This is a genomic window from Robiginitalea rubriflava (assembly GCF_052540725.1).
Genome location: NZ_CP199309.1, coordinates 737,213 through 760,692 on the forward strand (window position 1 = coordinate 737,213; position 23,480 = coordinate 760,692).

Annotated in this window: 29 protein-coding genes; 26 read left to right on the top strand and 3 right to left on the bottom strand. The window is 44.8% G+C overall.

Translation table 11 applies throughout. The features are described 5' to 3' along the window. Nucleotides 1-173: 173 nt before the first annotated feature. The 9 genes from ACT6NU_RS03455 to ACT6NU_RS03495 all read left to right on the top strand — a co-directional run bounded on the left by ACT6NU_RS03455 (nucleotide 174) and on the right by ACT6NU_RS03495 (nucleotide 6,511). Complete coding sequence (locus ACT6NU_RS03455) at nucleotides 174-728, top strand: toxin-antitoxin system YwqK family antitoxin (protein WP_445383068.1); 555 nt, start codon at nucleotides 174-176, stop codon at nucleotides 726-728. A 203-nt stretch (nucleotides 729-931) separates the two neighbouring features. After that, complete coding sequence (locus ACT6NU_RS03460) at nucleotides 932-1,408, top strand: DinB family protein (RefSeq protein ID WP_445383069.1); 477 nt, start codon at nucleotides 932-934, stop codon at nucleotides 1,406-1,408. A gap of 15 nt (nucleotides 1,409-1,423) precedes the next feature. Then, nucleotides 1,424-2,035, top strand: coding sequence for a GNAT family N-acetyltransferase (locus ACT6NU_RS03465; protein ID WP_445383070.1), 612 nt, complete (start codon nucleotides 1,424-1,426; stop codon nucleotides 2,033-2,035). Between the two features lie 176 nt (nucleotides 2,036-2,211). Next, on the top strand, nucleotides 2,212-2,469 hold the full coding sequence (locus ACT6NU_RS03470; RefSeq protein WP_445383071.1) for a hypothetical protein: 258 nt from the start codon (nucleotides 2,212-2,214) through the stop codon (nucleotides 2,467-2,469). A gap of 141 nt (nucleotides 2,470-2,610) precedes the next feature. Continuing rightward, nucleotides 2,611-3,501 carry a sugar phosphate isomerase/epimerase family protein gene (locus tag ACT6NU_RS03475; RefSeq protein WP_445383072.1) on the top strand — a complete coding sequence of 297 codons (891 nt, stop codon included), beginning with the start codon at nucleotides 2,611-2,613 and terminating at the stop codon, nucleotides 3,499-3,501. A 38-nt stretch (nucleotides 3,502-3,539) separates the two neighbouring features. After that, nucleotides 3,540-4,331, top strand: coding sequence for a DUF6090 family protein (locus tag ACT6NU_RS03480; protein ID WP_445383073.1), 792 nt, complete (start codon nucleotides 3,540-3,542; stop codon nucleotides 4,329-4,331). After that, nucleotides 4,328-4,756, top strand: a complete 429-nt coding sequence (locus ACT6NU_RS03485) for a hypothetical protein (protein WP_445383074.1) — start codon at nucleotides 4,328-4,330, stop codon at nucleotides 4,754-4,756. Before ACT6NU_RS03480 ends, ACT6NU_RS03485 begins: the two co-directional genes overlap by 4 nt. A gap of 73 nt (nucleotides 4,757-4,829) precedes the next feature. Then, nucleotides 4,830-6,026 (top strand): serine hydrolase domain-containing protein, encoded by a 1,197-nt coding sequence (locus ACT6NU_RS03490; protein WP_445383075.1) that lies wholly within the window; start codon nucleotides 4,830-4,832, stop codon nucleotides 6,024-6,026. Nucleotides 6,027-6,115: 89 nt separating this feature from the next. Beyond that, entirely contained in the window at nucleotides 6,116-6,511 is a 396-nt protein-coding gene (locus ACT6NU_RS03495) for a hypothetical protein (RefSeq protein ID WP_445383076.1), read from the top strand. Nucleotides 6,512-6,548: 37 nt separating this feature from the next. On the opposite strand, the gene ACT6NU_RS03500 is transcribed toward ACT6NU_RS03495, so the two are convergent. Further along, on the bottom strand, nucleotides 6,549-7,307 hold the full coding sequence (locus tag ACT6NU_RS03500) for a DUF481 domain-containing protein (RefSeq protein ID WP_445383077.1): 759 nt from the start codon (nucleotides 7,305-7,307) through the stop codon (nucleotides 6,549-6,551). Between the two features lie 258 nt (nucleotides 7,308-7,565). Here ACT6NU_RS03500 and ACT6NU_RS03505 point away from each other — a divergent pair, with 258 nt between their 5' ends. From ACT6NU_RS03505 to ACT6NU_RS03565, 13 genes are all read left to right on the top strand, one after another. Then, on the top strand, nucleotides 7,566-8,132 hold the full coding sequence (locus ACT6NU_RS03505; RefSeq protein ID WP_445383078.1) for a hypothetical protein: 567 nt from the start codon (nucleotides 7,566-7,568) through the stop codon (nucleotides 8,130-8,132). Between the two features lie 117 nt (nucleotides 8,133-8,249). Next, the gene (locus ACT6NU_RS03510; RefSeq protein ID WP_445383079.1) at nucleotides 8,250-9,137 is read left to right on the top strand and encodes a hypothetical protein; all 888 of its coding nucleotides are present in this window, start codon (nucleotides 8,250-8,252) and stop codon (nucleotides 9,135-9,137) included. Between the two features lie 56 nt (nucleotides 9,138-9,193). Then, the gene (locus ACT6NU_RS03515) at nucleotides 9,194-9,982 is read left to right on the top strand and encodes a DUF6090 family protein (RefSeq protein WP_445383080.1); all 789 of its coding nucleotides are present in this window, start codon (nucleotides 9,194-9,196) and stop codon (nucleotides 9,980-9,982) included. A 126-nt stretch (nucleotides 9,983-10,108) separates the two neighbouring features. Next, a complete protein-coding gene (locus ACT6NU_RS03520; protein WP_445383081.1) occupies nucleotides 10,109-10,672 on the top strand; it encodes a GNAT family N-acetyltransferase in 564 nt (187 codons plus the stop codon). Further along, the gene (locus ACT6NU_RS03525; RefSeq protein ID WP_445383082.1) at nucleotides 10,641-11,066 is read left to right on the top strand and encodes a nucleotidyltransferase domain-containing protein; all 426 of its coding nucleotides are present in this window, start codon (nucleotides 10,641-10,643) and stop codon (nucleotides 11,064-11,066) included. The genes ACT6NU_RS03520 and ACT6NU_RS03525 overlap by 32 nt, the downstream gene beginning before the upstream one ends. A gap of 105 nt (nucleotides 11,067-11,171) precedes the next feature. Next, nucleotides 11,172-11,447: an SdpI family protein gene (locus ACT6NU_RS03530; protein WP_445383826.1), complete on the top strand. Its 276-nt coding sequence runs from the start codon at nucleotides 11,172-11,174 to the stop codon at nucleotides 11,445-11,447. Nucleotides 11,448-11,554: 107 nt separating this feature from the next. After that, the gene (locus tag ACT6NU_RS03535) at nucleotides 11,555-12,355 is read left to right on the top strand and encodes a peptidylprolyl isomerase (protein WP_445383083.1); all 801 of its coding nucleotides are present in this window, start codon (nucleotides 11,555-11,557) and stop codon (nucleotides 12,353-12,355) included. 117 nt (nucleotides 12,356-12,472) lie between these two features. Further along, nucleotides 12,473-12,961 carry a DUF4199 domain-containing protein gene (locus ACT6NU_RS03540; protein WP_445383084.1) on the top strand — a complete coding sequence of 163 codons (489 nt, stop codon included), beginning with the start codon at nucleotides 12,473-12,475 and terminating at the stop codon, nucleotides 12,959-12,961. Nucleotides 12,962-13,203: 242 nt separating this feature from the next. Then, nucleotides 13,204-13,776 (top strand): hypothetical protein, encoded by a 573-nt coding sequence (locus ACT6NU_RS03545; RefSeq protein WP_445383085.1) that lies wholly within the window; start codon nucleotides 13,204-13,206, stop codon nucleotides 13,774-13,776. A 29-nt stretch (nucleotides 13,777-13,805) separates the two neighbouring features. Further along, on the top strand, nucleotides 13,806-14,159 hold the full coding sequence (locus ACT6NU_RS03550) for a DUF2200 domain-containing protein (RefSeq protein WP_445383086.1): 354 nt from the start codon (nucleotides 13,806-13,808) through the stop codon (nucleotides 14,157-14,159). Nucleotides 14,160-14,171: 12 nt separating this feature from the next. Continuing rightward, entirely contained in the window at nucleotides 14,172-14,483 is a 312-nt protein-coding gene (locus ACT6NU_RS03555; protein ID WP_445383087.1) for a DUF3784 domain-containing protein, read from the top strand. Between the two features lie 58 nt (nucleotides 14,484-14,541). Further along, nucleotides 14,542-15,456 (top strand): DUF5996 family protein, encoded by a 915-nt coding sequence (locus tag ACT6NU_RS03560; RefSeq protein ID WP_445383088.1) that lies wholly within the window; start codon nucleotides 14,542-14,544, stop codon nucleotides 15,454-15,456. A 179-nt stretch (nucleotides 15,457-15,635) separates the two neighbouring features. Further along, nucleotides 15,636-16,133, top strand: a complete 498-nt coding sequence (locus ACT6NU_RS03565; protein ID WP_445383089.1) for a hypothetical protein — start codon at nucleotides 15,636-15,638, stop codon at nucleotides 16,131-16,133. Between the two features lie 35 nt (nucleotides 16,134-16,168). Here ACT6NU_RS03565 and ACT6NU_RS03570 read toward each other — a convergent pair whose 3' ends face one another. Further along, entirely contained in the window at nucleotides 16,169-18,883 is a 2,715-nt protein-coding gene (locus ACT6NU_RS03570; RefSeq protein ID WP_445383090.1) for a carboxypeptidase-like regulatory domain-containing protein, read from the bottom strand. A 44-nt stretch (nucleotides 18,884-18,927) separates the two neighbouring features. Next, a complete protein-coding gene (locus tag ACT6NU_RS03575) occupies nucleotides 18,928-19,758 on the bottom strand; it encodes a GLPGLI family protein (protein ID WP_445383091.1) in 831 nt (276 codons plus the stop codon). A 263-nt stretch (nucleotides 19,759-20,021) separates the two neighbouring features. On the opposite strand from ACT6NU_RS03575, the gene ACT6NU_RS03580 reads away from it, so the two are divergent. The 4 genes from ACT6NU_RS03580 to ACT6NU_RS03595 all read left to right on the top strand — a co-directional run bounded on the left by ACT6NU_RS03580 (nucleotide 20,022) and on the right by ACT6NU_RS03595 (nucleotide 23,382). Then, on the top strand, nucleotides 20,022-20,189 hold the full coding sequence (locus ACT6NU_RS03580) for a hypothetical protein (protein ID WP_445383092.1): 168 nt from the start codon (nucleotides 20,022-20,024) through the stop codon (nucleotides 20,187-20,189). A 126-nt stretch (nucleotides 20,190-20,315) separates the two neighbouring features. Beyond that, nucleotides 20,316-21,368, top strand: coding sequence for a hypothetical protein (locus ACT6NU_RS03585; protein ID WP_445383093.1), 1,053 nt, complete (start codon nucleotides 20,316-20,318; stop codon nucleotides 21,366-21,368). A gap of 89 nt (nucleotides 21,369-21,457) precedes the next feature. After that, nucleotides 21,458-22,093, top strand: coding sequence for a SanA/YdcF family protein (locus tag ACT6NU_RS03590; protein WP_445383094.1), 636 nt, complete (start codon nucleotides 21,458-21,460; stop codon nucleotides 22,091-22,093). Between the two features lie 38 nt (nucleotides 22,094-22,131). Further along, entirely contained in the window at nucleotides 22,132-23,382 is a 1,251-nt protein-coding gene (locus ACT6NU_RS03595) for an NRAMP family divalent metal transporter (protein ID WP_445383095.1), read from the top strand. The last annotated feature ends 98 nt before the right edge of the window (nucleotides 23,383-23,480 follow it).

Genomic DNA, 23,480 nt, shown 5'->3' on the forward strand with positions numbered 1-23,480 from the left:
TCCATCAGGAATATAAGGTCTTATACCCAGGTTTTTCAATCTCAAAATTCAATAAAAACCCCAGCTGTTTTTACGTGCTTTTAGCGATCTATACATCTATTTATGAATACTTTAACTCCGGAAGGTGTACGATCTGTGCCGACCAATCCGTATCTTCAAACTAAACAATTGCAATGAAAAGATTTTTTATTTTCTTCCTTCTAGGCTGCGCAGCACTTTCTGCACAGGAACCCCGCTCCATGGGTGAAGTTACAGGCAGGATGGAGTATTCCATGGCCGATGTTGACGGGAAAAACAACAATGGGGTTTATCGCTATTACCTGAAAGGGGAAGATACCCCCTACACAGGCATTCTCTACGGCAAACACCCGAATGGGCAGGTTTCCTCCTGGCAGGAATACGTTGATGGTGTTGGACAGGGCCAGTGGATTAATTATTACGATAACGGGAATTACAAGGAAATAGGATTCTACAACCAGAACCGGGTAGAAGGCCCCATCCGCAAATTCTATGAAGACGGCAGCCTCAAAGCTGAGGGCACCTATAAAGACTGGCGCGTCAAAATAGGGGAATGGAAGTATTTCAATACCGATGGCAGCCTTAAAAAAACTGTGGATTACGGCGAAAAAGGATCTATTGAGGAAGTAGAGGAATATTATCAGAGAGGCGATATCTCCTATAACTGGTATGCCAGTATTTTAAGGAAGAACGGCTTCAGGTTGGATTGATTCCGGATTGATTCGGCGGAGAGTTTTGACAGCTAGGCTCATATCGGAACTGGCAGAATAACCCCTTGTACCTTTCAAGACTTAAGGGAGCAACTTTTTGAAAAAATGCTATCTTTAATGGGCTTCGGGCAGGTTCTACAATATTTGGCAGATTTCCCATCAAGCAGGACCAGGCCTGTATTACTTTGGATAAAGTGCAACTTATGACTCCCATTGAAAAACAGATTCTGGATACCTGGTTTATTAACCACCGTACGAATCTTATGCTGATAAAGCATCTAACAGTCGATGCACTTTTACTTACCACTTCTCCCCGTGGCGGGGGCACTGTGGGGCATCAGCTGGCACACATGTACAACGTTCGGTATTGGAAATTGGAGCGATTTAACAAGGCGTTGATTGCCGATCTGACCACCATAAGAGCCACAGACCTTAAAACCCTCAGCCTCTTAAGAGACTGCCACACTCTCACGGCTTCCCTGGTTGCCGAAATGTTGCAGAGCGGTATTGAAAACAACGGGCGTGTAAAAGGGTTTAAACGGGGAGTTGTACCCTTGTTGGGATATTTTATCCACCACGAAGCGCATCACAGGGGAAATATACTGCTCACACTTAAGCGCTGTGAATTTAAACTCCCAAACGAATTAAAATACGGAATCTGGGAATGGAATAAGTTGTAGTCAAATCACAATTCATTGAAAACCTACCGAATAGAGACCAACCGCCTTGTTATTCGCTGTTATGCCCCCGCAGACGCCAAAAAGCTTTTATCAGCCATAACGGAAAGCCTGGAGCACCTCAAACCCTGGATGCCATGGGCAGCGCAAGAGCCCAGTAGCCTTAAAGCCAAAAGGGATCTCCTTAAAAAATTCCGGGAAGAATTTGAAAGCGGCATTGATTATACTTTCGGGATTTTCAACAAGAAGGAAGACCGGGTGTTAGGCGGGACCGGCCTGCATACACGCCTGGGGGAAAATGAAAGGGAAATCGGATACTGGATCCATGCTGAATTCCTGAACCAGGGGCTGGCAACGGAGGCGGCAGGTGCCCTCACAAAAGTCGGTTTTGAATATGAAAAGCTCGAGCGTATTGAAATCCACTGTGACCCCTTAAATGTAAGAAGCCGGAAAGTTCCCGAGAAGTTAGGCTATACGCTGGTTAAAGTTATAAGAAATAAACCCTTCCCTGCAACAGGGGGAACCAGGGATACCATGATTTGGGAGATTAATCGGGAAACTTATCCCAAAAGCCCGGGCTCAAAGTTTGAGCTTACTGTATTCAATAAAATAGGCCAAGAAATTAAGTAATTCGAGCGGCAAATACGCTTGATACGGTAATTACAAAAACCACAATAGTTTCCATATACAAAATCAGCTTTGATATCCAACAAATGGTTTGTTTTCGGAACTTTGGTATTTGTACTGGTAATGCGGGGAGTATTTCGGATATTGCAATTTAGAAAATGATTGTATAAAAAGCTGAAATGGATTTGGAAGAAATTATCTGGGGGTATTTTCCCTTGCTTATTGCTCTAATTGAAGTGGTAGTTACCATTAAGTTCCTACTTGCCAAACCCGTCCCTGCAAATGCACTTCTGGGTTTTTTAATCATCAGCCTGAATACCTTCAGCATTTACCTCCTAATAAGGATGTTAATTGACGGTAATCCATCTTACACTCCTCATATTGCCCTCTCTATTGCAACTGTCCTTCTGTTTATACAGAGGAGGATAGTTAAATAGCAAAGTTTTTAGTCTAATAACCATCATAAATGTAGGGAGTATGAGATCAGAACATTTGATAAAAGTCCATACTATATTGTCAGCGGCTCCGGAGGTCTTTAAAATTTAAGTACCTTTTAGGAGCAAACAAGCGCAATCCAAATGAAACGCAGAAACTTCCTGGCATCCGGGGGTGCCCTCGGAGCCCTTAGCCTGCTGCCCTACTCCTGTTTAAAATCGCCAGAACCCCGCTACAAATTGGGTTATCAGCTCTTTTCCATCCGGGACGAAATGGCAAAAGACCCGATTGCAACCCTGGAGGCCCTAAAGAAAATGGGGTATGAGGATTTCGAGCACTATGGCTTTGATGCGCAGGCGGGCACCTATTACGGTATTGAGACGAGTGAATTCAAATCGATTCTGGATGATATGCAGTTGGGGATCAGCAGCGGCCATTACCCCTTTGCAACCTTTTTCAAAGGTCCGGAGACGGAGATGTTCCGATATCTGGAACAATGTATTGAAGGGGCGCTGACCATGGGCAGCAAATACATTGTCTGGCCTCTGGTTGAAGAATCCCACCGAAACCCGGAAGACTATAAAAAACTCGCGTTGCTCCTCAATCGTATGGGGGAAATGGTTTCTGGAGCCAGCCTTGGTTTTGCCTATCACAACCACGGCTATGAATTTGAGGGTTTTGACGGGGTTACCGGCTTTGATATCATCACCCGGGAAACCGATCCGTCCCTTGTAAAACTGCAGATGGACATGTACTGGATTATGTACCAGGCCAAAACAACCCCCATTTCACTGGTAAAAGAACATCCGGGCCGTTTTGTGATGTGGCACCTGAAGGACATGCACCCGGTAACTAGGGACTATACCGAACTGGGAAACGGCTCTGTCAATTACCTGAATATTCTGCCGGATCCTGAAACTTCCGGCCTGGAATATTACTATATTGAACAGGGGGGAAATTACACGGAAGACTCTATGAAAAGTGCCGCCTTTAGTGCTGCTTATTTTAAGGATAAGCTGCAGTTGTTCCTGTAATACTTATTTAGAAATACAAAAAGCCCCATCTAACGACTATGATACGATTCTTCCGGAGGATTCGCCAAAAGCTCTTTACCCAAAACAAGTTCAGCAAATACCTGTTCTATGCATTAGGGGAAATCATACTGGTGGTGATCGGGATTTTGATAGCCCTTCAAATCAACAACTGGAACGAGTTCAACAAAGACCGGGAACAGGAAAAGGAGCTATTGACACAACTTCAATCAGAATTTGAAAGCAACCTGAAACAACTGGACGAGAAGATCTCCATGAGAAATACGATGATCCGCGCTTCCTTTAAAATTCTCGACATTATCGACCATCCCGAAAAACTCAAGCCAGATAGCCTCCTGTTGTATATATCCCGGAACCAGACCACCCCTACCTTTGATCCGATCCGCAACGACCTCAGCAGCTCGGGCAGGATCCAATTCCTTAGAAATGCAGAACTGAAGCGAAAGCTATCCCTTTGGACCAGTGAAATCGTGCAGGTTACGGAAGAAGAAGAAGTCTGGGTTGAAGTCAGATCCAGCGGGTATTCTCCCTATCTGGTACGACGGGGCCTGAGCAGGAGTGTTACAGATCTGTTCTGGAAAAATAACACGCTAAGCAGCTTTCAGTTAGACAGGGAAAGCCAGTACGATTTTAATTTAGGGAGCTCAAAAGCCCGGATCGATTTTTCAGCAGTACTGAATGATGTGGAATTTGAAGCCTATGCGGCTCAATGTGCTTCCTTAAATGAACTGACCAATAGCCAGTCTATCAGCTTAAGAAAGCGAATCGTTGAAATTCTGGAGTTGATTCAAAAGGAGTTAAATAGATTATGAAGACTTTCCAAACCATTTTTCTGCTCCTTGGTGGCCTTCAGGCCTTTTCCCAGATAAATGAGGCTGTTGGGGACTATTCTTTACAAATGGGGAGCAAGGATAGTCATTTCATTGAATACCAGCTCAGTTTAAATGCGGACAGCACCTTCCTTTTTTATGCCTATACCGAAAGCAAAATAAGCGAGCCCAAAGCAGCACATCAGTACGGGAAGGGTAAATGGGAATTTCGGGATAAGCAGGTGGCTTTCCTTACAAAACCGGAAGCAGACCTGAATGAAAAATTTACCCTGGATTTAGGTAACTCCAGGGCTCATTTTATAAGCCAATCCCCCAGGGTCATTACGGCTCGCCCCGTAAAAACTCGCCTTAAATTCTTTGAGTCCAAGGTTTTCTGGATAAAGGGGATCGAAATGAAGAAAGAATGAACCACAATTATAACCGCTGGGGTTTTCTTAGTAGATTCCCCTGTAAGACCAACGCTATAAAAATATCAACCTTATGAAAAAATTAATTCTAGCTGTTTTTCTGACTACCGCCTTCTTCGGATGTAAAACCAATAAAGAGCAACCCCCGCAACCCACTTCCTCAGAATGGCTTTCGGACTATTATATTGACAGCGGGCTCCCAGCTGTGGTCATGGGGCATGTAAAACCTGACGGGAGCTTTGAGTGGCAGAGTTTCGGCCCGTCCATCTGGGATGGTACAGATAGTATCAGTGAAGACCATATTTTCCGGATTTTTTCCATGACAAAAGCCATTGCCTCAGTGGCAGCCTTGCAACTGGTAGAAGCCGGGAAAATTGGCCTGGACGATCCGTTAAATGACCTTATGCCGGAAATGGCAGTCATCCCCATCCTCACTGCCGAAGGAGAACTCTACACCAGTGATGCAACAATTACTCTGAGGCAGTTACTCACACATACGGCAGGTTTCGGCTACGATTTCACCTCCACAAGGTTGGCAGGATTTAGGCCTGAAAAATGGGACTATGAAGACCAACCAAGGCTTTTTGAGCCCGGGGAACGTTGGCACTATGGTACCAATACAGATTGGGTGGGGAAGCTGGTTGAAAAAGTGACTGAGCAAAGCCTGGAAGATTATTTCAGGCAAAATATTACAGGCCCCCTTGAAATGGAACGCACCTGGTTTAATGTACCAGACAGCCTGCAGCAGTACATTGTTTCCTGGGGCGTGCGTGACTCCACAGGTTTTGTGGAAAACCAAAGGGTCCCTCAGCGAGCAACTTCCTACAGTGCCGGGGGTGGCTTGCACGCTTCCCCCAAGGATTACCTGAGATTTTTGAAATGCCTTTTAAACAACGGCCAATTCGAAGGCGGTCATATCCTGAAGCCAGAAAGCGTACAGATGCTTTTTACAAATCAGCTTCCTCAGGGGATGTCCCTTAATTACGATTTACCGGAAGAAGGGCTACCCGATTCAGTAGGCCGCTTCCCGGATGAAAAAGACGTGTACGGACTGGCCTGGGCACTTGAAAACAATGCAGATGAGACTGTAAGGACCAAAGGCGCTGCCTATTGGGCAGGTATTGCCAATTCTTATTATACAATAGATCCGGAAACAGACATCGCTATTGTCTACTTTACCCAATTCCTGCCTTTTAACGATAAGGAATCATATGAATTTTACAAATTGTATGAAAAGCAAGTTTACGCATCGCATGCGGATAAGGAATAGTTCAGCGTCCTTTTCTTTTTCAACTGAAGAATAACACAAGATTCACATTTGCGTAATCAGCTTTTTATAACTTAGATATAAAAATTAGCATGAAAAAAGTATTTTATTTATTGTTGGTTGCCCCTTTGCTGATGGCTATGCAGTGTGATGACGATTATGATAACTCGGGCTTTGTAACCACCTACCTTATTCAGAACGAAGCCGGAACGGACTTATATTTTCTGAGTGATTCCGGAAATTTTACACTTATTCCTGATCAGTCTCAACTGGATATTGGCAGCGAACTCAATCCAGAAACCCAGGCCATTCCACCATCGCAAAACCCTTCAATCAGTCAGATTAGGCTATACCAGATGGAAAATCAGGATTTTATCCTGGTTTATGAGCAAAACCCCCTCGATGATGGACTCTGGGAGTTTGATGAGCCATCACAGAATAGGTTCGAATACACGCTGCGGATAACAGAAGAAGAATTACTTCCCTGATAAGCATATAAGGACTTCCTTTAGGTTTTTTGGCAGGTTAATAACTCTTCAGGGTAAACCCAAAAGTCAGGAACTGGTCTTCCTCTTTCTGGTTGGCAATGACGACACTCTCAAAAGTATGCAGATAATTGATCTTGAAATTTAAAAACTTCCAGACCGGCAGTTCCAGGCCCAGGTCCATTTGCCAGCGGTAATTGTCTCCTGCTTCCAGGGAAGGCTGGAAATAACTTTCGTGGGTGACAATGACCCGTTTCTTTAATAACTGGTAGCGCCCGTTTACCCAGAGGGTGGCCCGCCAGGTGTTTATGGATTCACTGCCGTCATAAGCAGAACGGTTAAAATCGGTTTCATTAAAGCTGGTTTGTTCGTATTCGCTGGTGAGGGAACATTTGAGCCAGTTCTTATCTTTTTCCCATAATTGAAAGGTCACCCCGGCCCCCACCAGGGAACGCAAATCAATTTTCCTCCTGAAATTGGTGCTGATAAAACCCAGTGCCAGCGGATAGACCTTGCGGTCCGGATTCAGATACAGGAAATTCAAACTCAGGATGTCCTCATCTGCCTTGGATTTCCCGAACTCCTGATAAACATAAGAGTTCTGGGTTTTAAAGACCCACTTTTTCCAGGGTACAAAGCTTAGGTCGGATTTCGCCCTGAAGATCAGCGTTTCCACATTCCCGCCCTGCCAGAAACCCGTTAGCGAAAGCCGGCCTTTAAATTTCAGGGTGTCGCTCTCATTGATTTGAGCACTAAGCAGGAAGGGGAAAAGAAGGAAAAAATACAGTAGTTTTCTCATCTGGCATTCTAAAAGGATATTTATGGAATTCCGGCAGCCGTCCCCCCTTAATACCCTGAGTTGTCTGCAAGTTTATGAATTTTTTCAAATACCCTTGTTCTCAGCAGCGTGAACAAAGCATTTTACCAAAGGTCCTGACATCCCAACCTGCTTTAATAATTTAAAATTCGAATAAATTAATTGTAGTTTTATCGATAGTCAACTGATAAGCATACAAAGCCCTTCCGATTCCTGAATGGATTCCAATCAACTGAGACCATGTTATATATAATCAGCGGTGCCTCCCGCTCCGGGAAAACCCTTATTGCAAAGGAATTACTTGTCAAAAAGGGACTTACTTATTTATCCCTGGACTGGCTGGTGATGGGCTTTACCAATGGCATCCCTGAGTACGGTATACACGATAAGCTGATGCCTGATGAGATTGCCGAACGCGCCTGGCCATTTTTGAAGGCCATGATGGAAAGTATGATCTATGTAGGTGCGGATTGTGTAATTGAAGGAGAGGCTGTGCTTCCTGAATTAATAGTGGAACTCAAAGACCGTTACCCGGATAAACTGAAGGTTTGCTTTCTGGGCTTTGCAGAAATTGCCGTGGCGGAAAAAGTCCGTGAACTGAAAACTTATAAACCAGAAGGAAACGATTGGCTCCTTGAAGAGCCGGATACCTATATCCATGACCACATCCAAAATATGATTAACTACAGTAAGCGAATAAAAAAGTCTTGTGTCAAAAACCAGATCGCGTATTTCGATACATCTGAAGATTTGCCGGGTGTTTGTACAAAGGCCATTAGGTATTTACTGGAAAATGACCAGTTGTAAAATCCTCACATCCGGTTAAAGGCTAATATGAATTGCCTATATTAGTTATGTTCCGGATTTCGCTAATGATTGCTCAACCCCGCACTCATCTGTAGCATAAGGAATTTAATAAAAAAATTGGTTTTGCTGAGTACATTATATCAAATATTCCTGTCCGAAAAAACCCAGAAACGCATTGAAAAAAGCATCCTCTACATTGCCCTGGTTAGCTTTTTCATCCATCTGCTGCTCATTTACCTGTCAAAATTCGGGTGGATTGATTTCATGGCCGGATCGGATCTGCTCAAAAACCCCATTTCTGCTATCTACACCCCGTTTTCCTTTATCCTTATTTACGAGGTTTACCTGCTTATTTATTACCTGCCCAAGTCCTTTACCACCTACATAACAAAACAATACGAGATCATCACCCTTATTATAATCAGGAAACTATTCAAGGACTTATCGGCTCTTGAATTGACGGCGAATTGGTTTGATATAAAAGGAGACCTGCAATTCACCTATGACCTGCTGGCATCTCTCATCCTGTTTTATTTGATTTTTCAATTTCAAAAACAGGGCAAACGAAAGGGCCGGGCACAAAAAGAACTTTCGTCCAGAATTGAAGGGTTTATCCGCAAAAAAAAGGTAATAGCCCTTATTTTGGTGCCCCTGTTTTTTGTTATGGCCCTCTATACGCTAATTGACTGGTCTGCCGGAATCAGCTTTACAACCAATAATTTACCTTCCTTTGAAAGCATCAACAACCTGTTTTTTGATGAATTCTTTACGGTGCTGATATTGGTTGATGTCATTCTGTTATTGATCTCCTTTTTTTATACAGATAAATTTCACAAGATCATCCGGAATTCAGGTTTCGTGGTTTCCACTATTCTGATCCGAATGTCTTTTGGGGTGAGTGGGTTAATCAGTACCATTTTGATTGTAGTAGCCGCCCTTTTTGGCCTAATTATCATTTTAATTCACAACCAGTACGAAAAAAATGCGCTGTCCGATTCTATTTGACCTTTTCTGTACTCCCGGAAAGCACCCTCACTACCTAATTAACACCATGCGAAAAGATGATTAAATTCTTCAGGAGCATCCGCCAGAAATTGCTAAGCGAAAACAAACTCAGCAAATACCTTTTGTACGCTATAGGCGAAATTGTGCTGGTGGTTATAGGTATACTCATTGCCCTGCAAATCAATAACCAGAATGAGGCCCGGAAAGAACGAGCAAAGGAGGTAAATTATCTGAAAAACGTGAAAACTGACCTGCAGAGCGAGCTGGCCAACAGTGCAGAATTTGCCGCATACCATTTCGGAAAAGCAGAAGCCTGCTCCCATTTACTTAATTCTGCAGCCCCCCAGACCATTGAGGAAGTACAGTTGTATACAGACAGATATGAGCAAGTCTTTATTTGGGATACATTCGTCCCCAATAACAATACCTTTAAGGAACTCTTGAGTTCAGGAAACCTCAGCCTGATCAAAAACGACTCCATCAAAAATGGCCTGCTGGAACTGGAAAAATTATACGCCGAAATAGCCACAGGAGAATTCCATATGCGCAGAGAATACGAAGTCTACCTCTATGACATTAATATAGAGAACACCCTGGCCCTGACCTTCTTTGACCTCAGCGAACCTGCTTATGGCCTGCCAGGACGAATAGGCATAGACGATATTCCCAAATCCCTGCACGGTAAATTGATTGCAGATGCACAATGGCAACACAACAACCAAACCTTTACCAATGGCCTGCGACTGGCCTTTATGAATAACAGTTATATATCGGGCTTGCACAAAAACCTGACGGCATACGTGAAGGGCCTTATACAAATGATTGAAGAGGAGATAAACCGTTAAGGTATATACTGCGCAAAAGGATTATTTTACGGGTTGCAAACAGCTACATACCCACAATACATATTTACTGGTTTACAATGGGATCTTTGCAAATGGCATCTTATAATTAATGAAACACCAATACTTTTGTCCGGAAACGACACTATAGACTACCTCTTCAATTCCGAAAGGCTGGGCTTCCGTCAATGGACAGATGCCGACCTTACAGAATTCGCAGCAATCAATGCGGATAAATCAGTAATGGAGTACTTTCCGGAACCCCTTACCGAGATACAGACCACTGCCTTTGTGGCGAAACAGCAAATCCAAATGCTCACCCATGGCTATTGCTATTTCGCAACTGACATACTCCAGTCCGGGGAATTTATTGGCTTTATCGGGCTTTCGCATCAGGATTACACTTCCCCCTTCACCCCGGCTACAGATATCGGCTGGCGATTAAAAAAAGAAGCCTGGGGGCAGGGCTATGCCACTGAAGGCGCCATGCGCTGCCTGGAATATGGCTTTAAGCAGATCGGCCTTACAGACATCATTGCTGTCTGTCCTGTTGTCAATCTCCGATCCGAAAACGTCATGAAGAAGATTGGAATGGAAAAAAGAGGCACCTTCAGGCATCCCGGTTTAAAAGATTATCCCGATCTTGAGAATTGTGTCTGCTATGGATATTCAGCCAATCATTTCAAGGGTTAAGCATTTTGTCTCTAAAAGGGAGGATGTACTTGCACTGGCATTATGCGGATCCTATGCAAGGGGAGCAGCCGGCCCGCATTCTGATATAGATTTATTGTTTCTGGTTTCTTCAAAAGTCCTTTTAAAAAATTCCGAATGGCTGCAGGAACTGAACCTGCATGGTATGGATGATGCCATTATCAGCCACAGAGATGTTACTTATGGAAATGTCTGGTCGCGGCATGTAAGCCTGCGCAGTGGATCAAAAATTGAATTTACCTTTGCAGAACAATGTTGGGCTGCCACAGATCCAACAGACCCGGGAACTATAAAGGTCGTCAGGGATGGATTTCAAATACTTTATGACCCGCATCACCTCCTGGAGCAACTCTTAAAGAAAGTCCTCCTTAACTGAAAAAGCAGTAGAAATAACCAATAAATGTCTGTTCCTATTCTCACCAGCCCTTTTTTTATTATTAACCTCTTAACGGGCAGCATTTTTATCCTGGCAGGTATTATTATGCGGAAGTATCCCCCAAAAAAGATCAACCACTGGTACGGTTATCGGACACCGGCCTCCCAGAAGAGCCAGGAAAGATGGGATTTTGCCCAAATATATTCGGCCAATGAATTTATAAAAGCTGGAATCGTAATACTACTATTGGGTTTTCCCGGAACTTTTATGCTACCGAACTCACCCACTGGAGCATTTGCTGCTATCTTTTTAATGTTGATAGCCTCCCTTATCTCAATCTATCGGGTGGAAAGAGCAATCAAAAAGAAATTTGGAAAATAACCGGAATAGCCCGGATTTAATAATAATGCAATACTTTTAAACCTAAACCTCCTGAACCAAACCGTAAACAGCCTTATGAAGTACATTCCGCTATTACTATTTTTTTTTTGTTTGCCACTTCTTGTCGGCAGCAAACCGAAGAAGCCTCCAAAGAAACAGCAGATCCCATACAGGTAGAGCTGCAGACGGAAAAAGGCATCATTGTTTTGGAACTTTCAGACAAAACCCCGCTGCACCGGGATAATTTTATAAAAATAACACGGGAAGGCCGGCTGGACAGCATGCTGTTTCACAGGGTGCTGGAGGGCTTTGTCGCCCAGGCCGGGGAATACGACAGCCTCCGAATGGCCCGTATGGACAGTACGCAACTACAGGCCCTCAATTATCGTATCCCAGCAGAAATCGACAGCTCGCTTTTCCATAAACGCGGTGCCATGGGAGCGGCCCGAACAGCCAATCCTGAACGGGCTTCTTCCCCCTTATCCTTCTACATTGTTCAACGGGGGCCGCGCCCCGATAGCCTGATCAAGCGCGATGAAGAACGGATCAACACCTGGTTGCAGCAGCATTTTTTTCTCAATGCACCTGAAAATAAACAATGGAAAGATTCCCTGACCCAGGCAGAGGCTGATGAAGACCGGGAATTGTTTTTGGCGCTTACAGACACCATCAACACCCTGGCTGAATCCTTTGAATTTAGCCCTTACCGAATACCGGAAGCACATCGGGAAGTATACCGAACCCTTGGGGGTACCCCCCACCTGGACCAGAATTACACGGTTTTCGGGGAGGTAATCAGTGGAATGGAGGTGGTGGATTCCATTGCCAGGGTTCCCGTTAATGAAGCCGGGAGGCCGGCAAAAAACCTGTACATTCTCAAGGCTCGGGTTATCTCTGAAAGCGAGTGATTACAGCTGTAGGGGCGTGCAAAGCATTGCCCCTATTATAGAACAGAAGCCCTGGGTATCGGAAAATTTCCTAAATTCAATACCAAACAACATCGCTAACCATTTAATGATCAAAGTATGAAATCTCTCCGTCTCGAATTTAAATGGGCCGTGATCTTCATTGTCATGTCCCTGCTCTGGATGCTACTCGAAAAACTCAGCGGCCTGCACAGTACGCATATTGATATGCACCTGTACCTGACCAACCTCTTTGCCATTCCGGCTATTATTGTTTATGTCCTGGCCCTAAAAGACAAAAAGAAAACAGATTACAAAGGGCAGATGAGCTACAAACAGGGTTTTGTTTTCGGTCTTATTACAACCCTCATCATCACGGTATTTGCCCCCTTAACACAGTGGATTATCTCAACCGTCATTACCCCGGAATACTTCCCGAATGTGATCGCACATTCCGTTGAAACGGGCTATTATGCAAACCTGGAAGAAGCTGAAGCCTTTTTCAACCTTAAAAGCTACATGATACAAAGCACCATTTTCACCTTTGTGATGGGGGTGGTTACCACCGCAGTGGTTGCCATCTTTGTACGAACGAAATCACAAACGTAACACCCCGGGAGTAGCGTCAGAGGTAAGCTGCCCTCACGTTTATGTTTACAAAATGGCAACCTGCTGCTTCGGACAAAATATAACACGTGTAAATAGGTCCTTTCCGGTAAACTCAAGCTTCCGAATCGTCCTTTGGTATTGCCGTAAAGAGGGATTCTTCGTATCTTTAATAGGTATCTGTTTCACTAACAGCACAATATATTATAACAGAAAGGTAATTCGGGCCTGAAAAACTATTTGGAATGTCAATCAATAGCAAAAGAATTATAAGTTGGATGGCCTTTATTCTGGCTGCGTTAAGTATTCCCCTGTTGGCCATGCAATTTACCGAGGAAGTGCAATGGTCCGTATCGGATTTCCTGATAATGGGCGGAGTCCTTGCCTTAATGGCTTTTGCCTACGAATTTATTTCCCGGAAATCCAAACATCGATTATTCCGGATCGCATGCACCATAGGCCTGGCAGGAGCTTTTTTGCTTTTCTGGGTCAACGCTGCCGTTGGGATCATTGGAAGTGAAAACCAGGATGTAAACCTGCTTTTTGCTGGGGTTTTACTGATTGGCCTGAGCGGAGCAGCCATTTCTGGTTTAAAGCCCCTCGGAATGCGCAACACCTTGTATGCCATGGCCGCAGCACAGATGCTTATTCCGGTGATAGGCCTGATGATATGGCCGCCATCGGAAATTTCGTGGTCACCCGGGATTCTCGGAGTATTTGTTTTCAGCGGTTTTTTTGCATTTCTTTTTGCAGTCTCCGGGCGATTGTTTCATAAAGTTGCCAAAGACGAAGCTGGCTTTGACAACGCAATAGTATAAATACCTTATAAACCTAAGATTACAAAAGTATGGCGGACTATAGCAGGGTATACAAAATGTCATTTGCAGGGGTGTATCCGCATTATATAACCAAGGCCGAGAAAAAAGGCCGGTCTCAGGAGGAAGTAGACCGGGTAATCTGCTGGCTCACCGGTTATGACACAGGGCAGCTGCATTCACAAATTGACAAAAAGGTCAGTATGGAAACCTTTTTTGAGGAGGCACCGGAACTCAACCCCAATGCTTCCAAAATAACAGGGGTCATCTGCGGGCATCGGGTAGAGGAAATAAAAGAACCTCTGATGCAAAAAATCCGGTATATGGACAAAATAGTGGATGAGCTCGCCAGGGGAAAGGCTATGGAGAAAATTTTAAGGAGTTAAGCGGTATAACCCATGCTTGCAGTAGCCTTTATTTTTATTCTGATAGGAATCCTGGTTAAATACGGTAAAATGTATTTCCTGATTGCAGGTTACAATACCCTCCCAAAGGAAGAGAAAGAAAAATATGACATAGCCGGGATCGCGACGGTTTTCCGAAATACCTTTTTTGGGATGGCCCTTATAATCATTGCCGGGTATTTTTTGGCCCGTTACCTGAATATGCCAGACCTGGAGTGGATCAGCCTTTTTGCGTCTACCCTGCTGGGGCTTCCCTATTTGCTGATCCGCGTTAACTCAGATCGATACAAACGGCCGGAAAAATAATAAGATTAAACCGAAGTAATGGCAGTTTTTTGATGCCTGATCTTTATAAAAAAACAAGATGGATCAGTTAAAAAAATGGCCGGAACTGGAATTCTCCAAAATACACGACACTTTGGAGACCCTGCATCAATGGATACAAATTGTCGGTAAGGTCCGGTTGAAGACCATGCCCTGGCGAAACCATTCCTGGCATGTTACCCTCTATGTTACCCCCACTGGTTTTTCTACCCATGGGATTCCCTATAAAGGGCGCATTTTTCAGATCGATTTTGATTTTCTCAAACACAGGCTGTATATACAATGTTCCAATGCCGGAGCCACCGAGATGGCATTGTGCCCCCGGACTGTTGCCGATTTTTACCGGGAGCTTTTTGAGCGCCTGTCTCAATTGGGTATAGATGTAAGCATCCACCCCCACCCCAATGAAATGGAGCCGGCCATTCCTTTTGCAGAAAATACCGTCAATAAAATTTACGACCCGGAAGCTGCCTATACTATCTGGCAGGCCATGCTAAAGACCAACGAGGTATTCAACCAGTTTCGGTCCCAATTTATCGGTAAGGCGAGCCCTGTCCATTTGTTCTGGGGCGCCTTTGACCTGGCGGTAACGCGTTTTTCCGGGAACCCTGCCCCCCTGCATCAGGGAAGTATGCCCAACATGCCTTCAGAAGTCATGCAGGAGGCCTACTCACAGGAGGTTAGCAGTGCCGGGTTCTGGCCGGGCTCCAAAGACTTTCCGGAACCCGTTTTCTATTCATATGCCTATCCGGCCGGCGAGCGATTCGCCGGGCAAAAAGTTTCACCGGAAAGCGCTTTTTACAGTGAAGACCTGGGTGAATTTCTTTTAAAGTACAGTGATGTTGTGGCCACAAAAAATCCGGACAAGACCCTTATGTCCTTTTTGCAGAGCACTTATAAAGCGGCTGCCATTACGGGCAATTGGAACCGGATAAAGCTGGAGAAAGAACTGTAGCGTATTTAAGGATACATATACTACCAAATCAAAAAATGGCCAAAACAGTAAGGCTGAATGGGAAAGAGGCTGACCTCATTGGGTTAGAGAACATTTATATGCTTTCCGACAAAGCTATCTTATTGACCATAGCTGCACTTAATTTTTGTACCTTACTGAAAACCAATTAATAAACAAATATGAAAACTACATTTACAGTATTAGCTGCAGCATTACTGATTATAGCCTGCGCAGAAAAAAAAGAAAAACCAGCTGAAGTTGCCATGGAAGAAGCCCCCTCCATTGAAGGGGCCTGGGAAATGTCCCATATAAAATGGGAAAGCCCGGATACAACTGTATACTGGAAGCCCTACAAAAGTATTATTATCTATACCGATTCTTTTTACAGTGAGGAAATAGCCATGGAAGACCGGCCTTCCTGGGCTGATTTAGCCGAAGGTGAAAAGCGCAGTATGGACGACATTAAAAATGCCTATCAGGGCTTTTGGTCCAATTCTGGCCGGTATGAAATAGTTGGGGATTCTTTGGTTAGAAATATCATCGTTGCCAAATACCCCAATAACATGAACGACAACCCCCGCAGGGCAGAGCATCTCACCATTGAACAGGATTCTATTTATTTTACCCTTACAACGGAAGATGGTGTACGTACGATGGTCCTGAAGCCAATAAATTAAGCTCAGACTGCAGATACATTTAATTTGTTATAAGCTTAGAGGGTATACACCAGCCTGAAGGTTACGAAGCGAGGTTGTATAAAGGTCTCCGAACTGAATACAGACAGGTTGTTTGCGCTGTTACGGACCTGTGAATCTATATCCAGGATGTTGGTAGCCCTGATTTCGTATTCCCATTTGGCATCCCGGTCCTTGCGATAGGAAAGGGTGGCATTCCAGGTCTGAAAGGACTGTGAATTCCCGTTGCCCAGGTCCTGGTTGGTATAAGTGTAATCGCTGCGCAGCGTAACTTTTTTCCAGATATAGGCATCAAAATCAATGGAAGGGGCATTGGTGATAAAGGTGGTTTCGCCACCACCCTGGTTGTTGTTGGTAACGCTGTAGCGGTAACGCAGGCTGATATTGGGGGCAATCTTGAAATTCGTCCGAAGCCCTGGCGTGTAGGTCTGTGTAAAGCCTTCATTAAGGGACCGCTGGCCCTGAATAAACTGGTTGATTTTACTGTAGTTAAAACTTGCGTTGAGGGTTGCCCGTACCTTGCCAAAGGTTCGCTGTATCCGTCCGAAGAAATTGAAGTTTTCGTCCGCAAAACTGGAATTGAAAAAGGTACTGGTACGGATAACACTTTCAAAATTGGTCAGGCTCCTGATCTGGTCAATATTGCTGGAATAAGCGGCCCTGGCAAATACATTGGTGTAATTAAACAGGTTAAAACTACTGTAAAACAAGCTTACATTATGGGAAAGCGCATTCTGCAGGTCGGGTTCCCCGAACTGGATACTATTGAAATTATTTAAAACCAGCCCCCTGGCCAGACGGGTAACGTCGGTAAACTGATTGCGCATTTCATATCTAAGGGTAAGCGCCTCACTTTTTTTCAGCTGCAGACGAGTCTCGAAATCGGGTAAAAACCTGAAAAAGTTATCTGTATACGTTTCTCCGAACTGTATATTCTTATTGCCGTAAGCATGGACGGAAAAGCCCGGGGTTATGGTAAAGATTCCGGTTTTTACGCGATAGTGTACCCCCAGGTATATATCGCTGAAATTGTATTCGGTATCATTAACGGCCAGCCCGTCATTAAATGTGGGTGTGGGTTCAAGGGAAGACCCGTCCTCCAGGAACTGGAAAATATCCGAATTGAATTCCTGCCTGCTCAATATGGTTCCCAGGGTCAGGTTTAAATTGCTTTTGGTGTTCAGGATATGATAATAATCCAGTTTCGCATCCAACTGATTGGATTTAATCTTTCTGTTCTGCCCCAGGTCGTATGCATTCTGGCTTGTATCCAATCCAAGGGCCTCAGCCGTGGTATCGAACGCATCAGGCCCTGCGGGGTCATTCACAAGAACCGCATTGTAGAAAGGGTCTTCATTTCTGATCAGGTGTTGCGCCTCCAGGGCAAAAATGTTATCCTCATCCAGGGTGTAGTAGTAATTCAGGTTTTGATTGATACTGTATGGGGTTACTTCATCCAGTTGCCGGGTGTTTCCAATAACCGATGAAAACACGTTTTGATTTTGGCCGTCGTTAGAGATACGGGCCAGGATGTCGTAATCCATTTGATTGTTCAGGTTGGGCTGGTAAGAGGCGCTTAATTTTAACAAGCCCTGGTTGGAACGCTCATTGCTGGTCTGCTCAGTAGCTTCGTCGGGAATGCCCAGATCCGGATCAGTGTACTGGATAAAACTGGTTTCCCTGGAAAGGATCCTGCTGCTGTTGTAAATAAGGAACCCGCTTAAATCCAGGGCGGGATTCGGGGAATAGCTAAAATTGGCCGTGCCCAGTTTGTTCTCTATTTCAAGGGCGTTGGCCTGATTCGTCAGGAAACTAAGGCTGTTATCCCCCAGGTTGAGGCTGGTACCGCTACCGCGGCTGGGAGATCGAAAACCCCCGCCAAAATTCCGGATATCCCTTCGGGTGAGGGCTACTTCGCCGGTGTTGTTGAAATCCCCTATAAAATTGAGGCTGTATTTCGGGCTGTAATAAAAAAGCTTCGGCTGCACCAAGTAAAGGGCCTTTTCAGGCGAACTCCCCGCCCCTGCCGTCACATTGCCAAACCAGAAATTTTCCTTTCCTTCCTTGAGCTTAATGTTCATGGCCACGTTATCCTGGTTGTTGGTAACGCTTCTGAGCTGGCCTACTTCTGAATAATTTCTCAGCACCTGGATTTTGTCGACCGCCTTTGAAGGAATATTCTTAGTTGCCAGTTTAGTATCTCCATCGAAGAAATCCTTCCCGTTTACCATCAGCTTGTTTACCACCTTCCCTTCCACTTCAATTTGCCCGTCTTCATTTATCTCTACCCCCGGGAGTTTTTCCAGGACATCTTCCAGTTTCCGCTCCGTACCATTCTGAAAAGAGTCTGCATCATAGACAATGGTGTCTCCGTTTACGGTTACGGGCATTTTGTAGACCAGTTCCACCTCGTCCAGCATGTTTTCTGCCCTCAGGGTAAACTCCCTGTCTATATCACTCTCAGCCACCGTAATGATTTCCTTAAAGGTCTGCATCCCCACGTAACTGATCTGGATTTCGAAAGTCCCGTTCTTGGCCAGTTGTAATTTAAATCTGCCGTTCTCATCAGTAATACCATAGGATTCCAGCGCTTTGCTCTGTTGATTGATTGCGATTACGTTGGCGAGTTCCAGCGGAGTATTTAAGCTGTCCTGAACTACCCCCTCAAACTTTATTTGCGCCTGGCTGCTAATAGTGGCAAGGAGCAGCGAAATAAAAATAAGCTGTTTCATGAGGGTAGGGAGGTAGTCTGTTTAAGGAATATGTTGAGGGAAGATTAACGGCTGCGCCTTCTGCCTCTGTTATCCCGCATTTCCTGCATTTTGGAAATGATGGTGACCCGGTAGTCTTTTTTGGTTATCTCTTTGCCTTTGTCCGGAGCTTCAATTACGATTTTCTCCTGCGGATTCAGGGCAATTTCTGAGCATAACATTGTGGTGTTACCGGCACTTACTTCAAGAATCAAACCGGGTAAGCCCCAGTATTCGGCCGGGCCATGAGAAACAGGGATTTGTGGGGTATACCAGGCTATTATTTGCGTGAGATCTACAGCAGGCTCCGAGGTTTCCCCTTCACTTTCCGTCTGCTCATTTTGCCTCAGATCGCCCCAGGAGAAGTCAAACCAGGTCAATTCTTCTGTTGGGACCACCGCAGTTGCCTTAAAGCACATGTATTTGCCAATCTGCTTTGTTTCACTGCCCATTACCCAGTTGATCTTCTGTAATTCATCCTTAACCAGAAATCGCTTCCCGTAAAATTCCTGACTCTGTACCAGTTGATTCTCCTTCACATTTTTGTACTGTTCCCCTCTGGCGAAATTTTTTCCCCAGGAATCCGTAGCACCAGACATGGCGTCCAGTTTGTCTTCTTCTTTAAAGACAGAAGCCTCCTTATTGAAATTCAGGGTATAGGTCTTCTCCAGTCTGTTTTTCAGTCGCGCATAGACCTGTTTTTTCTGCGCCTCACTCATACGGGCTCCCCAGCTACCCAGTTCCATGGTGGATTTGGAGTAGTATACTGCCCTTCCCTGAAATTCCTGGGTTTCAGGTTTGAGGGAAAAAAGCAGAATCAAAACGAAAAAACTGAATTTAAATAGTATAGCTTTCATGGAAGTAGCTGGTTTAAACGATGTTCAACGAATATAATTAAAGATTAAACATTATTAACCCTTGTTTATCAAAAGATTAACATCCCAATAAGCAACCCATATTTCTAGAATAACTGTCAAAACCCCGTTTCACGAATAGCAAATTATCCCTGCTTTTATTAAAATACCCTTCAGGGCTGGGATAAAAGAATACTTTGCAAACGGACAAATCCATCCGCCCTTAGCAACATATTGCTGGCAATGCAGCCGGTTCTTATTTTTAAATGGACGGAGTAATCCATAATGGATTCAGCATAGATGCAACTACAGTCCTGCTTTACGTTCCCCAATTTATCGGGAACTTCACTCCATACGGAAGCATTGCGGGAAGTGAGTTCTGCTGCGAAAGGATCACCTCTGTGATCATGTTCGGAGCCCAATATAAGTGGTAAGCGCTGTTTGGCATTCATATAAAACCCCCGGAAATCCTGAGGTTTTTTATTTGTCGCATCAACTTTGGTTTGACAACAGAAGAGCGGAAATAAATTTGGTATATTTAAGAGACCGAATACCAGCCGATGCGTTCATCTATATTTCTTTATGTTCTGGTCCTTTCCTTCTGTTCACTTGGCCTTTGTAAGGCTCAGGAAACGGCGTTATACGTCCCGGCCGCCCCCCTTTTTCAAACGGAAGATCCCCTGGCCCTGAAATTTCAATTTTCCGGAAAAGAATTGAAACGGGAGACGAATGACAGCACCTACCTAAAATCAGACCTCTGGTATAAAATAGCAGATGCCCCCTGGGACTCTATGCAGGTAAAAATACGGGCAAGGGGTATTTTTCGTAGAAGCCAGTGTTATTTTACGCCCATCCGGATAAAGTTTAAAAAGCGGCGGGTAAAAGAGACCTTATTTGCAGATATCAAAAAAACAAAAGTAGTGCTGCCCTGTAAATTGGAACGGGGCAAGGACGACCTGGTCCTTAAGGAATATATGGCATACAAGCTTTATGAGGTAGTGACCCCCTATCACTTAAAAACGAAGCTCGCCCAAATTACCTATTCCGAAGTCAGGGGAAAACGCACGCGGGACCACCAGCTAACCGGCTTTTTGATAGAAGATATGGACAACCTGGAAGACCGAAGCGGAGGCAAAGAAGTAAAGAGGGAAGTCCACCCGCGTCAACAGGATGATTATCACTCTGTGCTACAGGATTTTTTTCAATTTATGATCGGGAATACCGATTATTCCACCAGCAAATTGCACAATGAAAAACTCTTTTATATAGATGAAAAGATCCTTCCCGTCCCCTATGATTTTGATATGTCTGGTCTGGTTAATGCTCCCTATGCCACCGTATCCAACACCCAGCGCCTGCCCAGGGACATCGGTAGTGTAACCGAGCGGGCCTACAAGGGATATGACCGCGGAGCTGCCTTGAGGGAACAGCTACGCAGCTTTTATCTGGATAAGGAGGCAGAACTGCTGGCGGTGGCCGACAGCCTGCAAAACCGGTTCGAGGACCCACGGGAGTATCGCAGTGCGCGAAGTTTTCTGGAATCTTTTTTTGAAATCCTAAGGGATGACCAACAGTTTGAGCGTTATTTTATAAAGTATCTGCGGACTGATTAATTCTCTGGAGGTGTACATAGGAAAATATTACCGGGATCAAAGCGCGGTTTTAAGTGGAGTTTGTACCTTTAATTTCCTGTAGTATACCCATGCTGAAAAAATTTAAATTCCGGTTTTTGTTACTGGCTCTTTTACCCCTCTTAATTATTCTGGGATGTTATTGGGTTATAGAAATTTCAAGCAAGAACAGCGTCTTCGACAGCCTGAACACGGTTCCCTACAACAAGGTAGGTATAGTGCTGGGTACGGCAAGGCATCGGGTAGAGGGCGGTATTAATCCCTATTATCAGCACCGAATTGATGCAGCCCTTCGGTTGTATAAGGCCGGGAAAATATCCTATATCCTCGTTAGCGGGGACAATGGCAGTGTCTATTATAATGAACCCAATACCATCAAAAAAGATCTGATGGAGGGGGGGATTCCCGAAGGCCGTATTTTTCTTGATTATGCCGGGTTCCGAACCCTTGATTCCATGGTGCGGGCCAAAATAATTTTTGGCCTGGACTCGGCAACCGTAATTTCTCAGGAATTCCACAATGAAAGGGCTATTTTTATCGCCCGAAAAAAGGGCCTTGCCGCAGTGGGCTTCAATGCCCGGGATGTTGAGGGAAGCCAGGGTATTCGTGTACATACACGTGAATACTTTGCACGTGTTAAGGTTTTCCTGGATCTGATTTTTAATACACAACCCCGTTTTTATGGCAACCGTATCCGGATTGAGTAAGTCCAAAACTTTTGTATTTTAGTTTCAGACCAAACGGTATGAACCAATTCAGAACGCTCTTAAAAAACCTGGGGCCGGGCCTGCTCTTTGCCAGTATGGCAATTGGCACCTCCCACCTGGTCCTCTCTACCAAAGCCGGGGCCACCTATGGATGGCTGATGATCATTCCCATCCTGCTGGCGAACCTCTTTAAGTATCCCTTCTTTGAATTTGGCATCCGCTATACAAACGTTTCGGGACGGAGCCTGGTTGAAGGCTATTCCCGCAGGGGTAAGGCCTATATCTGGATGTATGCAGTTATCACCCTGGTAACTACCTTTACCATCCTGGCTGCGCTTTATGTGGTTACAGCAGGGCTGTTCGCCAATTTATTCGGAATTAAAGGTGTGTCGGTGAGCGTCATTGCCCTGGGGTTGTTTGCCTTTATCAGCTTGTTACTGATTGTGGGGAGGTATCGCCTGTTGGAGACTTCCCTGAAATTTGTGGTGAGTATACTATTTATCGCACTGTTGGTGACTACCATACTTGTGCTTTATAAAGCCCCGGTTGAGGCGGTTTCCGGATTTGAAAGACCAGTTATTTTCAATGAAGTCGGGATACTGTTCTTGATCAGTCTGATCGGATGGATGCCCACTGCGGTAGAAGCCAGCAGCTGGATAAGCCTGTGGAGCCTGGAAAAATATAAAACCACAGGAAAACCGCCCCTTAAAGATGCCCTGAAGGAGTTCAATGTCGGGTATATTACCACTGCCCTGCTGGCTGTTTTTTTCCTGCTGATCGGTTACCGGACCCTCTTTGGAACCGGCACCGAACTCAGCGGCAATGCGGTGACCTTTGCCGATCAGGTGGTAGAACTTTTCACAACCCACATTGGAGACTGGGCCTATATTTTTATTGCAGTTTCTGCCTTCGCCACCATGTTCAGCACCTGCATGACGGCACATGATGCTATCTCCCGGGTTAGTATAGATGTACTGGAGTATCTGCAACCCAGGAAAAAGCGCTATGAAAAACCGTGGTATTACGCCGTTGCCGTGCTGGTACTCACGGGCGTAAATTTCATAGTCCTCACCGCCTTTTCTGCAAATATGGGGGTATTGGTAGCACTCGCCACTTTTATTTCTTTCGTCCTGGCCCCGGTGGTTGGATATATGAACCTCAGGAATGTTACCAGTGACGACCTCCCTCAAAACACGCATCCCGGCAAAGCCATGAGATGGCTCACCTATGCCGGCATCCTGTTCCTTTCCTGCTTTGCCATTTATTATTGCTGGATAATATTATTGTAACTAATTGTATATCTGTTACTTATATTATAAATAACATAGGTTTAACGCTTTGAACTTGACATTGGCCACTGCTTTTCGGAGTTTTGCACTTCATTTTG